The organism is Stenotrophomonas sp. 05L414_2 (assembly GCF_056397905.1).
This window is the reverse complement of sequence record NZ_JBFTOJ010000125.1, coordinates 1-12,601: the sequence shown is the minus strand read 5'-3', so window position 1 is coordinate 12,601 and position 12,601 is coordinate 1. Positions and strand designations below refer to the sequence as shown.

Sequence of the window (12,601 nt, the reverse complement as noted above, 5' to 3'; positions counted from 1 at the left end):
GATGCGCGCTGGGCGTAGTAGGTGCTCGCCAGCGGACTGGGCACCAGGCCCTCGCCGGCGCGGTTGCGCGTCAGCGGTGCCATCACGATGCGGTTGGCCAGCGTCAGCGGGCCGAGGGGATAGGGCTGGAAAAGCGTGGCGTCGGACATGGGAGGGTGGGCTCGCATACGGAGGAGGGGTCTGGATCAATGATGATGAGCATCATCATTGATGTCAATTGTTTGATGATGAATATAATCTATGTGTGTTAAAGTGCCCTCCACACGCGACAGGACTCCCAAGGGCGAAGGCTCATGAAGGTCACCAAGGCACAGGCGCAGGCCAACCGGGCACACATCGTCGAAACCGCCTCCACGCTGTTCCGCGAGCGCGGCTACGACGGCGTTGGCGTGGCCGACCTGATGGCCGCCGCTGGCTTCACCCATGGCGGCTTCTACAAGCATTTCGGCTCGAAGGCCGACCTGATGGCCGAAGCAGCCGCCTGCGGCCTGACCAGCTCGGCTGCAGCGGTGGCTGATCTGGATGTGCAGGCATTCGTGAGCGAGTACCTGTCCCGCGCGCACCGCGACGGGCCCGGCCAGGGTTGCACGCTGGCGGCGCTGTGCACCGACGCCGCGCGGCAGACGGACGCGGTCAAGGCTGCCTTTGCGGCCGGCATCGAGGCCAGGCTGGCAACACGTGCCACGCAGGAGGGGCAGGCGCAGCGCGATCCGGATGATGCGGCGCGTGCGCGCAGTATTGCGCTGATGGCTCAAGCGGTCGGCGCGCTGGTGCTGTCGAGGTCCTGCCCGGACGAATCGCCGCTGGCGGACGAAATCCTGGATGCATGCCGGGCGGATCTGCTGGCCCGGTTGCCAGCTGCGTCCAGCCGCTGAGCTGCGCCTTCCAGCGTCAGGACGTGCTGGAAGACGCTACGCTGAAAGGTAGTGGTCAGTGCTAGCCGGACGTGCGCAGCAGCGCCGCAACCGCTTTTGCCGTCGCCTTGGCCGACTGCGGATTCTGGCCGGTGACCAGCCTGCCATCGACAACCACCTTCGGCACGAATGGCAGTAGTCCCTTCTCGTACAGGGCTCCCCGCCGGGACATTTCCGCCTGCGCGTTGTACGGCATCTGCCTGGAAACACCCGCCAGGATTTCCTCGGTCCAGGAAAATCCTGTTACCCGCCGGCCCTGCACCAGCAGTTGCCCATCGCTCAGCCGGGTATTGAGCAGGCCGCAATAGCCGTGGCAGACCGCCGAGACGATCCCGCCCTGCTCATGGATGTCCCGTGTGATTTTCTGGATGCCCTCGCTGTCCGGGAAATCCCACATCACCGCATGCCCACCGGTGAAGYAGATCGCGTCGTACGCGGCAGCGTCGACGTTGTCGGGGGCGAGCGTGTTGTCCAGCAGTGCCATGCGCGCCGGATCCTGCAGCCATGCCTTCGCCGAATGGTCCAGCGCCGGCCATTTCAGCGAGCGCGGCTCAAGTGGTGAGTGCCCGCCGCGTGGGCTGACCAGGTGCTGTTCATGGCCTTGCCCGGCGAACAGGTCGTAGGCATGCGTCAGTTCCGACAACCAGAGCCCGGTCCTGTGGCTGGGGTCATCGTAATGCGCGACGTTGGTGACAACATGAAGGATGCGACGGTTCATCAGATACGCCTCTGGCTCATTTTCCGGTTTCCCATTCGTGCTTGATCTGCCGCAGTCCTGCGTCGTAGCTGGTTACGGGAAAGTCGGGAAAGCGCTGCTTGAACTTTCCGGATTCGAAGCGATTGTCATGCTCATAGCGCGGCAGCAGCTCCCGGATCTCGCGCGCACCTTTCGAGAACAGGCCGGCGATGTACAGCGCAGTCCTGCCGAGGGTGGCGTGGGTGTCCGGCCTGCCGAACACAGTGCAGGCCAGGGTGGCGAACTGGGCATAGGTCAATCTCGGCTCACTGCAGGGCAGATGCCACGTCTGGTTCTGCGCGTCGGGCGTATTGCCCAGCAGTGCGAGCGCGCGACTGGCGTCGGGCGTCCAGATCAGCGTTCTGAGGGTATCGTCGCGCAGTGGCACCCGCGGTGACTTGCCAGCCTTCAGCCTGTCGATGACGAGGGCATTGGTGAAGCTCTGCGTGCTGCCCGGGCCATAGAATTCCGGTGCTCGGGYGATGGTGACGGCGATGCGCCCGGCTGCCATCTCATCCAGGACCATGCGCGCCATCTCTGCGCGCACGCGTGCCTTCCTGCCCGCGGGCGCGAACGCGGTGTCCTCGGTCTGCGGAGCCGCCGTCTGCGGATACATGTAGGTATTGTCGAAGTACGCAAATGCAGCGCCGGTGGCGACGGCGGCATCCAGTGCGTTCTTCAGCATGGAAGGAAACTGCCGCTCCCAGAGCCCTGAATCCGGCGGCAGCCCTGCGGTGAAATAGACGATGTCGCTGCCTTCAACGGCTTTCAGCGTCTGCTCTGCATCCAGCAGGTCCGCCGGCACAAGCTGGTCGCCCGTGTTGACCGGCCGCGGCGTGCGGCTCACCAGGCGAAGGTCGTCGGTGTAGGTGCGCTTCAACGCGCGCGCCAGTTCCTGGGCGATCTGGCCGTTTGCTCCCAGAATGGTCTGCATCTCTTTTCCTTGGGCGTCTGGGCCTCTGATCGCCCGGGGTGGAAGTTCAGCCCAGGGCGCCGGCGCCACAGTGCCGCGCGGGTGCTCGCCAGACCGCCGTCGGCAACCTCTCACGCTGACGGTCGCGGCAGTGTATGTTTAAAGTCAACTTGAAGGTCAAGGGGCAGTGGCAGGATGAAAATCGGGGATCTGGCCAAGGCCACGGGCCTGGCCCCATCGCGTATCCGGTTCTATGAGGCCGAAGGCCTGATCAGCGCGCCGCCCAGGGGGAGCAATGGCTACCGGATCTATTCCCCGGACGTATTGGGCGTGCTGCAGATCATCGACAACGCGCAACGCGTCGGCTTCTCACTTGATGAGATCCGGCATTTCCTGCCTGGGGGCACGCAGGCGTGCGATCACCAAGGCCTGGTCGAGTCGCTGGGCAGGCGCCTGGCCGAGATCCGACGCTTGATCCTGCAACTGCAGGAGAACGAAGCGCGCCTGCTGGGCATCATCGAGGGTGTCACCCAACGTCCTGAGGGTATTTCCTGCACCGACAACCAGGTCAGGCTGATGGATCTGCTGGATCCTCCACGGCGCCAGCGGGGCGGGCGCGCAGGGCGACCAGGTAGAGGAATGAAGTGACCCTCTGTTGGCCGCAGGCCGCAGCGTCAACCTGCGTCGGTGGCTGCGCCCAGATCATGCAGGCTGCGCAGCTTCTTCTTGTTGATCTTGCCCACGCTGGTGCGTTCCAGCGAATCGACGAAGCTGACGCGGTCGGGGATCGCGTAGCGGGAGATATCACCGGAGCGGCTGCGTGCTGCGACCAGTTCGATGATCTCCGCCTCGGTCACATCGCTGCCGTGCTGCCGGACCACCAACGGCAGCGGTCGCTCGCCCCATTTCGTATCACTGATGCCGATCACCGCGACCTCGTTGACCGCCGGATGCAGGGCGATGATGTCCTCCAGGGCGAGCGAGGAGATCCACTCGCCACCGGTCTTGATCACATCCTTGATGCGGTCGGTCACGCGCAGGTAGCCGCTGCCATCGATGTTGCCGATGTCCCCGGTGTGCAGGTAACCGCCGGCCCATAACGCCGTCGAAGCGTCCGGATTGTGCAGATAGCCCTGGGTGAGCCAGGGCGTGCGCACCACCACTTCCCCGGTGGCGATGCCATCGTGGGCAACATCATTCATGTGTTCGTCGACGATGCGCAGGTCAACCAGCGGCACCGGAATGCCGGCCTTGGTGCGCAGGGACAGCTCCTCGTCCGGGCCGTCCACGGCGTCGGCATCGATCTGCGCGAGGGTGAGCAGCGGGCAGGTTTCGGACATGCCGTAGCCGCCGAAGATGTCGATGCCACGGGCCAGTGCCTGCTGCGCCAGTGCCCGCGGTAGTGCCGCGCCGCCGATGATTACCTTCCAGCGGCGCAGGTCGGTATCGGCAGCAGTGGGATGGCCCAGCAGCATATGCAGGATGGTCGGCACGCAGTGCGAGAACGTCACCTTCTCGCGGGCGATCAGCGCCAGCAACGCGCCCGGCAGGTAGCGACCGGGGTAGACCTGCTTGATGCCCAGCAGCGTGGCCACGTACGGCATGCCCCAGGCATGGACATGGAACATCGGCGTGATCGGCATGTAGACATCGTCGCGGTGCAGGCGGCCMTGGCTGGACGCGCTGCCGAGGGCTGCCATCGCCGCAAGCGAGTGCAGTACCAGTTGCCGATGGCTGAAGTACACGCCTTTGGGCAGGCCCGTGGTGCCGGTCGTATAGAACGTAGTGGCGCGGGTGTTCTCGTTGAAGTCCGGGAAGCGGGTGATGGGCGTGGCCTCGCGCAGCCCGGCCTCATACTCGGTCACGAAACCCGCTGGCAGCGGGCCCTCATCATCATCCAGCAGGATGCGCGTGCGCACGTCCGGCAGCTGTTCTTCGATGGCGTTCAGCACCGGCAGGAACTCGCGGTTGGCCAGGATCACCCGCGCACCGCTGTGATTGAGCGTATAGGCAATCTGCTCGGGCGCCAGGCGGATGTTCACCATCATCAGCACCGCTCCGATCATCGGCACGGCGAAATAGCTCTCCAGGTAGCGGTTGCTGTCCCAGTCCATCACCGCCACGGTATCGCCGCGCTTTACCCCCAGTGAGGTCAGCAGCCCGGCCAACTGGCCGATGCGCGCCTGCAGGGTGCGGTAGTCGAAGCGGACCTTGTCGCCGTAGACGATCTCCTGCCGTGGTCGCACTGCCAGAGGTGTCAGCAGCAGCTGCTTGATCAGCAGGGGGTAGGCATGAGGCTCGGCGGCGGGCGCGTCTGCGGCGGTGGCGAATGACATGTGATCTTCCTGATGGGGCGGCGCGTCAGCGGCCGGGGGGCGCGGGAATGGACAGCTGCTCGCGCAGCAGCGGCGCTTCCGCGCGTGGGCTCGGCTGGATGAGTGCATCCTGCGGCAGCGCTCGCGCTGGATCTTCAAGGTGTTCCCACACCTGGTCCATCGCCGCGAACAGGTAGGGCAGCAGCGGGACGTAGCGCTTCCGGTAGTCCGGGAAGGCCAGCAGCGAGTCGAAGTGCTGTGCCTTGTTCACCCGCCAATAGGCGATCTGCGCCCCGGCCTTGCGGGCAAGTGGCACGTAGCGATCACTGGTCATGCTGATCGGTACCAGCCCGTCGTCCAGGCCATGGATCACCACGATCGGCAGGCCGCGACGCGGCGCCTTGGCAGTCGCTGCGGCGATGCCGGCGCGTACCCGTCGGGCATCGGCGCTGTCACTCTCGCCAAGTGCGCGCAAGCAGCGCAGGCCACGCAGCGGATCAGCTGCCGCCCCGGTGGCATTGCCGTCCACCAGAACCACGCCGCTGCCCGGCGGGATGCCACTGCCCTCGCTCCACCAGGTTGCACGAACCTCGGCCGTGGCCGCGTGGGGTCTGCCGTCGGTGCCGGCGGCCGAGAAGCTGTACGCGCAGGGATGTTCGCCCGTGGCGTAGCGTCCATAGGCTGACGAGTAGGTCGCTGCGATGGCGCGCCACAGATCGAAACCGGTAGAGAATGCACCGGCGCGAAGTGCATCGGCGCTCAAACCCGCGTCGAGCAGCTGCTGCCGTGCCGACCGTGCCTGTGCTGCAGTGTCATCGCCTTGCACCAACCCAGCGGATTTCAACGTGGCACATCGCTGGGTCCACCCTGGCACGGCCTGCGCCCGCATCGGCGGTTGTGGTAGATCGTCCTCCGTCAGCAGGGCACAGGGCATCAGCAACGCGGCCTGGGTGACGAAGTCATACAACGCTGGTGCGCCGGCCACCGAGACATTGGGTTCGCCGGCCACCATTGCATCGAACCAGTCGCCTTCGATCTCCGCCGCGCGCAGCACGGCGCCACCGCCATTGGATACGCCCACGCCGAGCGTGCGTGTGTTGGCCGCAGTGAATGGGGCCGATTGCGGATAGGCACGGTCCAGCACCTGCAGGCCGAACTGCAGCGCCTGCAGCAGATGGCGGCCCCAGTCCGCTTCCGGGTTGTCACCCGAATGAGCATGTTTGAAGGCGATTCCCTGCGCGGCTGTCGCACCCGCAGGAATGAAGGCCAACGCGCCTTGGCTGGCTGGCGTGCCGTCTGCCTGGAAGCCGGCCTTGGCGTCCAGATCGTAGTAATCACTGCCGGCACCCTTGTCGGTATAGGCGACCGCGCAGCCATGTGCCAGGCCCCAGCTGCCGGCAACCGCGATCGCGCCATGGATGCCACGCGAGCCGGAAGATGCCGCGACGACCAGGCAGCGCCGCGCGGCGTCGAAGCTGTCGGGCACCTGCACCAGTACCCGATGGGGATGGCGGGCGCCGGGAACGCGCGCATAGGCGGAGAATTCGCGGCCGGGTACCGCCTGCACGCTGCCGTAGACATCGCCAAAGCCGCCGCCGGGTGTCAGGTCGGCGATGCCGCGCCAGCTGCTCCAGATCGCACGACGCCGTGCTTCCTCGGCCGTGGGCTGGGCCGGGTTGGCAAACGCCGGCGCGGTGGCCGAGCGCAGGGCGTCGATGCCCAGGCCTGCGGTCAGCAGTTCGTCGCTGCCGCGATGCACGGTTTCCCGCCACTGCTCGAACACCGGAACAGCGGTAGTGGGGCGGGGCGGGGCGGCGTGGGTGCTGGAGATGCTGCCCAGAAGCAATGGCAGCGCGGCGCACAGCAGCATGACGGGGCGGTGGATGTTCATTGCTCCACCCTAACCATCCGGGCGGCGCACGCCAGCGTACCTTGGTACCCGTGCCCAGGCGCAGGCGATTTGCTAACCTCGGCTGGACATGCCGACCCTGCTTATCGCCGATGACCACCCATTGTTCCGCGCGGCGCTGCATCGCGCCGCTGAAGAAGCGGTGGCTGACCTGCAGATCAGCGAGGCCGATTCGCTGCACGGCGTGCTCGAAGCGATCGAGAACCAGCAGATCGATCTGATGCTGCTGGACCTGCACATGCCGGGCAACCACGGCCTGGCCGGACTGGCGACCATACGTGCGCTGCAACCGGGGCTGGCGATCATCATCGTTTCGGCCAATGAAGAGCCGCACGTGATCCGCCGCGCCATCGACCTGGGCGCAGCCGGGTACCTGCCCAAGAGCTCCGGCCTGACCGACCTGCAGTCCGCACTGCAGACCGTGCTGGAAGGTGAGCGCTGGATACCGGCGCTGCTGCGCGAGCCGGTGGCGCGGGTGGCGCCCTTCAGCAAGGACGCCGATCTTGCCGCGCGCTTGTCCAGCCTGTCCGCGCATCAGTACAAGGTGCTGAGCCTGGTGGCCGAAGGGCTGCTCAACAAGCAGATCGCCGACCGGCTGGGCGTGCAGTTGCGCACGGTCAAGGCACACATGACCCGCATCATGGGACGACTGGGCGTACGCAATCGCGCGCAGGCCATCCGCGTGCTGCACGAGATGGGGTTGACCGACCCATCCCGGCAGATCGAAGGCGCGCAGGACGCCTGATCCTTCGTCAGGTCCTTTCCGTGCTGGCCGTTGCCAGCAGGTGGTTGATCGCCCAGCGCAGCGCCAGCGGCTTGAACGGTTTGTTCAGCAGTGACAGGCCCACACTGCGCACCGCCTCGCGCGTGTCATTGCCGGTATCGGCGCTGAGGATCACCGTCGGCCGCGCGCCATGTACGGCGACGAGGCGCTTCCACAGTGCGACGCCGGTATCGCCCTCATCAAGGTGGTAGTCGAACAGCCACAGTGCCGCCTCATGTGCGGACGCGCCCAGCGCAGCGACATCACGCGCCGCGATGACATCGCAGCCCCAGGCAAGCAGCATCAGCCGCATTGCCTCCAGCGCCTCCGCATCGTTGTCGACCACCAGCACGCGGATGCCCTTGATGCTGCTGTTGCCAGCGGCGGGCTCAGTGCGTGGGGCCTCAGGCGGCGCTGCACGCGCCACGGTGATGGAGAAGGCCGAGCCGCGATCCAGTTCGCTTTGCAGTTCCAACGGTGCATGCAGCAGGTCGGCAATGCGGTGCGCGATGGTCAGGCCAAGACCGAGGCCCTGGCCATTGCTGCGGTCGCCACGGTGGAATTCTTCGAACACCACGGCTTGTTGCTCCGGCGCGATGCCGGGGCCGCTGTCATGCACGCCGATCGACAGTGCCTGACCGTGCCGACGAACGCCAAGCAGCACGCCGCCACGGCGGGTGTAGCGGATGGCGTTGGCCAGGAAGTTCTGCAGTACGCGGCGCAGCAGCAACGGGTCGCTGTGCACCCACACGCGGGTGCGCACATGGCGGAACTGCAGGCCGCGTGCCGCGGCCAGCACGGCGAACTCCTGCGCAAGCGGCTCCAGCACGGTCGACAAGGCGAACGGGCGCGGATCGGCCACCAGGCCACCGGCTTCCAGTCGCGAAATATCCAGCAGGCCCGACAGCAGATCGTCGGTGGAATCCAGCGCGCCGCGAATCTGGCGCAGGAAACTGTCCAGGAATTCCGATTCGATGTGCTGCGACATGGCGTCGGTCAACAGCTGCGCCGCATGCAGGGGCTGGATCAGGTCATGGCCGACTGCGGTCAGGAAGCGGGTCTTGGCCACGTTGGCCCGCTCGGCTTCATGCACGGCCTGTTCAAGCCGGGCGGTGCGGTCCTGCACGCGGCGCTCCAGGGTTTCGTTACTGCGCTTGAGCGCGTCCTCTGCCCGCCGGAACGCGGTGACATCGGTGAAGGTGGCCACATAGCCGCCACCGGGCATCGGGTTGCCTCGGATCTCAACGATGGTGTTGTCCGGGAAAATCCGCTCGGAAAGGTGCGGCGTGCCGCGCCGCATGTGCACCACCCGCCGCTGCAACGCCTTGTCGCGCGAGTCACCAGGGCTGTCGCCGATCTTCAGCTGTCCCAGTGCCCACGCCGTCAGGTTCGACACCGGCTGCCCCACCTGCAGCAGCTCCGGCGGGAACTTGAACAGCGCGGCGTAGCGGCTGTTCCAGGCCACCAGCTGCAGCTGCGCATCGACCACGCTGATGCCCTGGCTCATGTTCTCTAGGGCGGCCTCCAGCAGGCGCTGGTTGAAGCGCAGCACCTGGGTGGCTTCACCGACCGCGCGGGTAACAGCGTCCAGCGGCGCAGCGCCACCATCGCGTGCCGCCTCCACCAGCAGCCGCGCCATGCCTGCACCGACCACGGCGGTCAGTTCGCGCTCGATGGCAGTCACCCGGTCGTCGTCCAGCATCTGCCCGGCGTGCCCGTCCATCAGCTGCCGTGCCCGCTCCTGGCCGAGGAAGCGACCAGCCGTCTTGCGCAACGATGCAGCGGCCACCGCGTCGCGCTGCCGAGGCATCGGTGGACGCACCGCGCGCGACACCAGCACCACGGTTACCAGGTTGACGGCCAGGCTGGCGCCCATGCTGATGGCGATATGGCCCGGCTGCATGCGCAGCGAGAGCATCGCCAGCCAGTGCAGTCCGTCGGGACCGGCCGACGCCAGCGGGGCAGGGAGCACCATGGGCAGCAGCACCAGCCACAACCAGACCAGCGAGCCCAGTACGATGCCGGCGATGATGGCCGGGGAGGGCGTGCGCGGACGGTACACCGCCAGCAGCACCGCCGGTGCCAGCTGCGAGAGCGCGGTGAACGACATCAGGCCGAAATCGCTGAGCGCCTCGGTGCCGCTCATCGCACGGCTGTACAGCCACGACATCAGGAACACGGCGAGGATGCCGGCGCGCCGGAAGGCCAGCACCCGCGGTCGTAGATCCGCGCCGGTGTTGAAGCCATTGACGCCGCTCAGCAGGCGCGAGCCCACACCGTGGTTGCCGAGCATGATCGACAGGGTCAGCCCGGACAGGATCATCATGCCGGTGGCGGCACTCAGACTGCCCAGGTATGCCAGCAGTGCCAGCAGGTGATGGCCGCGCTCCTGCGGCAGGGCCAGCACGTACAGATCCGGCGTCATCGAGGGCGGCAGCTGCGCGGCACCGGCCAGTGCCATCGGCACCGACGGCAGGCCGATCAACAGCAGGTAGACCGGGAACAGCCAGCGCGCCGTCTTCAGGTCCGATGACTGGCGCAGCTCGACCACGCCCACATGGAACTGATGGGGCAGGGTGAACGCGGCCATGGCACCGAGCGCCACCATGGTCAGGTAATCCGGCACCACTGCCGGCGGCGGCAGGTGCGCCATCTTCTCAAGCAGCGGCGTGCCTGCCTTGTGCACCGATAGCGCGGCATACAGGCCAATGGCCAGCAGTGCCGTCAGCTTCAACAGTGATTCCAGGCCCAGCGCGACCACGATGCCGCGGTTGTGCTCGGTCGCCGACGCCTTGCGTGCACCGAACAGGGTGGTGAACGCCGCCATCGTCAGCGCGAACCAGAACGACACGTCCAGCTGCCAGCCAACGGGTGCGAACTGGTCACCGAGCAGGGCGGCAAGGCCCTGGCTGACCGCTTTGAGCTGCAGCGCGATGTAGGGAATGATGCCGAACAGCGCGACCAGGGTGATGGTGATGCCCAGCCCTTGGTCGGCGCGCAGGCGCGCGACCACCAGGTCGGCGATGGTGGCACTGTTGTGCTGCTTGGCCAGCCGCCCCAGCCGCACCAGGAACGGCAGGCCGAAGGCAAAAATGAGGGCCATGCCGATCAGTGTCGGCGGAATCGGGAAGCCCCATTGCACGCCCTGCGAGGCAGCCCCGTAGTAGGTCCACGCCGTGCAGTGCACGCCCAGTGACAGCGCGTAGATGGCTGGCCATACCTTCGACAGCCGATGCCCCTGGCGTTCCCCCCACAGGGCGACGCCGAACAGCAGCACGGTCCACGCGATGCAGGCGAACAGGACGATGGAGGGCGTCAACATCGCTCCAGTGTAGAGAGAACCGCGGCCGGCGGGCAGCCGGCCCGCCCCGCGCGGGAGGACGGTGCGGCGCTAGTCGGCGAGCACGATCAGCGACAACTGTTCGGCGACCACGGCTGTCTCGCCGGCGGGAACCACTTCCACGGTCTTGTGCTGGGTCAGCAGCCACTGCCCGGGCCTGCGCGCTTCCAAGGACATCAGCTGCGAGCGTACCCGTACCTCGGAACCGCTCGGCACCGGCGCCAGGAAGCGGACCTTGTTCAAGCCGTAGTTCAGTACGTGGGCGATGCCGGGAAAACCGGCCAGGGCCGCCACGTCGTCCTCTACGGTAAGCGAGAGCAGAAGGAACCCATGGGCGATGGTCTGCCCGCCCGGCAGGCCGGTCCGTGCGCGGGCAGGATCGGTGTGGATCCAATTGTGGTCACCGGTGGCCTCGGCGAAGGCATCGATGCGCGACTGCGCGATGCGCGTGCTGCCGCTCAGCCGCTCGCTTGCCGCCCATTGGTGCAGGGCCTGCAGGGCGGCAGGCAGCGCATCCCTCGACACGCCGGAACTCATCGCACGCGCTCCAGCAATGCCAGGATCGCGTCACGCGCCTCGGGCTCGGACAGCATCGGTGCATGACCCACCTCCGGTACTTCAACGAGGCGGGCATTGGGCGACGTGGCAGCCATCTGCTGCGCGACATCGGCAGGCAGGATGTCCGACAGCGCCCCACGAACCACCAGCACCGGCACGCGTGCGGTCAGCCCACGCACCGCGCGCCATAGTACCGGGCGCAGCAGCCACAGCAGCCACGGCCGCGTGGTGCGGATCACCGCCGGGTCGTAGTCCAGTTCCAGCAGGCCATCGCTGCGCTGGCGGAACGTGCGTACGGCCATCGCACGCCAGTCGTCGCTGGTGAAGCGCGGGAACGCGGCCTTGCCGATGGACTCCACATAGGTCGTGGCCTGTGCCAGGTCCATCGGTGGCACGGGCTTGCCGGCGTACTTGCCGATCCGTGCCAGCGCTTCGCGCGGCACCTTGGGGCCGGCATCGTTCAGAACTGCCGCGGCGATCAGCCCGGGCGCACGCGAGGCCAGGGTGATGGTGACCAGCACCCCCAGCGAGGTGCCGACGAATACCGCCTTGTCGATGTTCTGCGACCGCAGCAGCGCCACCATGTCGTCGGCATAGGTGCGCGGGTTGTAGCTGGACGGGTCCGATGCGCGTTCCGAACCTGCGCGTCCTCGCAGGTCAACCGCGATCACCCGCCAACCCGCAGCAGTCAGCGATGCGGCCAGCGCATCGAAGTCGGCGGCATTGCGGGTCAGGCCGGGGATGCAGACCACGGTGCCGCGCGCCGGCTGTGCGCCTGCAGGAGCATGGTCACGCGCATGCAGGCGCAGGCCATCGTCACTTTTCCAGTACAGATCATCGTAAGACGGTGTCATGCAGAAGCTTCCTAGAAATCGTAACGGACGCTGAGGCTATATTGGCGCGGCGGCCCATAGAAACCAATCAGCGTGCCGACCGCCGGAATGTTGTAACCGGTGGTGCGGTACTCCTTGTCGGCCAGGTTGGTACCCTGCAGCGAGAAGGTCCAGGCATCGTCAAGCTTCCAGGTCACGCCGGCATTGACCAGCCCGTAGCCGTCCTGGCGGATCACCGGGCTCAGATCGGTGGTCGGCCACACTTCACTCTGGTAGCTGTAGCTCACCCGTGCGGACAGGTTGCTGCCATTGGCCAGGTC

11 protein-coding genes and 1 pseudogene are annotated in these 12,601 nt (G+C 66.7%); 3 read left to right on the top strand and 9 right to left on the bottom strand.

The window, feature by feature from the left end; genetic code table 11:
* The coding region (locus AC1DJN_RS15980; protein WP_478039459.1) for an oxidoreductase at window positions 1-149 on the bottom strand (149 nt) is incomplete at its 3' end.
* 144 nt (window positions 150-293) lie between these two features.
* Between AC1DJN_RS15980 and AC1DJN_RS15975 the strand changes: the two genes are divergently transcribed.
* Window positions 294-875 (top strand): TetR/AcrR family transcriptional regulator, encoded by a 582-nt coding sequence (locus tag AC1DJN_RS15975; RefSeq protein WP_223482512.1) that lies wholly within the window; start codon window positions 294-296, stop codon window positions 873-875.
* 61 nt (window positions 876-936) lie between these two features.
* Here AC1DJN_RS15975 and AC1DJN_RS15970 read toward each other — a convergent pair whose 3' ends face one another.
* Both AC1DJN_RS15970 and AC1DJN_RS15965 read right to left on the bottom strand, forming a co-directional pair.
* A complete protein-coding gene (locus AC1DJN_RS15970) occupies window positions 937-1,632 on the bottom strand; it encodes a type 1 glutamine amidotransferase domain-containing protein (protein ID WP_478039457.1) in 696 nt (231 codons plus the stop codon).
* A 16-nt stretch (window positions 1,633-1,648) separates the two neighbouring features.
* Window positions 1,649-2,584: an NAD-dependent epimerase/dehydratase family protein gene (locus tag AC1DJN_RS15965; RefSeq protein WP_478039455.1), complete on the bottom strand. Its 936-nt coding sequence runs from the start codon at window positions 2,582-2,584 to the stop codon at window positions 1,649-1,651.
* Window positions 2,585-2,758: 174 nt separating this feature from the next.
* Between AC1DJN_RS15965 and AC1DJN_RS15960 the strand changes: the two genes are divergently transcribed.
* Complete coding sequence (locus AC1DJN_RS15960) at window positions 2,759-3,211, top strand: MerR family transcriptional regulator (protein ID WP_032974716.1); 453 nt, start codon at window positions 2,759-2,761, stop codon at window positions 3,209-3,211.
* Window positions 3,212-3,237: 26 nt separating this feature from the next.
* Here AC1DJN_RS15960 and AC1DJN_RS15955 read toward each other — a convergent pair whose 3' ends face one another.
* Window positions 3,238-4,899, bottom strand: coding sequence for a fatty acid--CoA ligase (locus tag AC1DJN_RS15955; protein ID WP_478039453.1), 1,662 nt, complete (start codon window positions 4,897-4,899; stop codon window positions 3,238-3,240).
* A gap of 25 nt (window positions 4,900-4,924) precedes the next feature.
* On the bottom strand, window positions 4,925-6,769 hold the full coding sequence (locus tag AC1DJN_RS15950) for a 3-hydroxybutyrate oligomer hydrolase family protein (RefSeq protein ID WP_313113591.1): 1,845 nt from the start codon (window positions 6,767-6,769) through the stop codon (window positions 4,925-4,927).
* A gap of 88 nt (window positions 6,770-6,857) precedes the next feature.
* Between AC1DJN_RS15950 and AC1DJN_RS15945 the strand changes: the two genes are divergently transcribed.
* Window positions 6,858-7,532, top strand: a complete 675-nt coding sequence (locus tag AC1DJN_RS15945; RefSeq protein WP_282279735.1) for a response regulator transcription factor — start codon at window positions 6,858-6,860, stop codon at window positions 7,530-7,532.
* 7 nt (window positions 7,533-7,539) lie between these two features.
* On the opposite strand, the gene AC1DJN_RS15940 is transcribed toward AC1DJN_RS15945, so the two are convergent.
* The 4 genes and pseudogenes from AC1DJN_RS15940 to AC1DJN_RS15925 all read right to left on the bottom strand — a co-directional run.
* A complete protein-coding gene (locus AC1DJN_RS15940; protein ID WP_313113596.1) occupies window positions 7,540-10,872 on the bottom strand; it encodes a hybrid sensor histidine kinase/response regulator in 3,333 nt (1,110 codons plus the stop codon).
* A 69-nt stretch (window positions 10,873-10,941) separates the two neighbouring features.
* Entirely contained in the window at window positions 10,942-11,427 is a 486-nt protein-coding gene (locus AC1DJN_RS15935; RefSeq protein WP_313113598.1) for a MaoC family dehydratase, read from the bottom strand.
* Window positions 11,424-12,302: an alpha/beta fold hydrolase gene (locus AC1DJN_RS15930; protein ID WP_313113600.1), complete on the bottom strand. Its 879-nt coding sequence runs from the start codon at window positions 12,300-12,302 to the stop codon at window positions 11,424-11,426. The genes AC1DJN_RS15935 and AC1DJN_RS15930 overlap by 4 nt, the downstream gene beginning before the upstream one ends.
* A gap of 11 nt (window positions 12,303-12,313) precedes the next feature.
* A pseudogene (locus AC1DJN_RS15925) lies at window positions 12,314-12,601 on the bottom strand (TonB-dependent receptor); the annotation flags it as partial.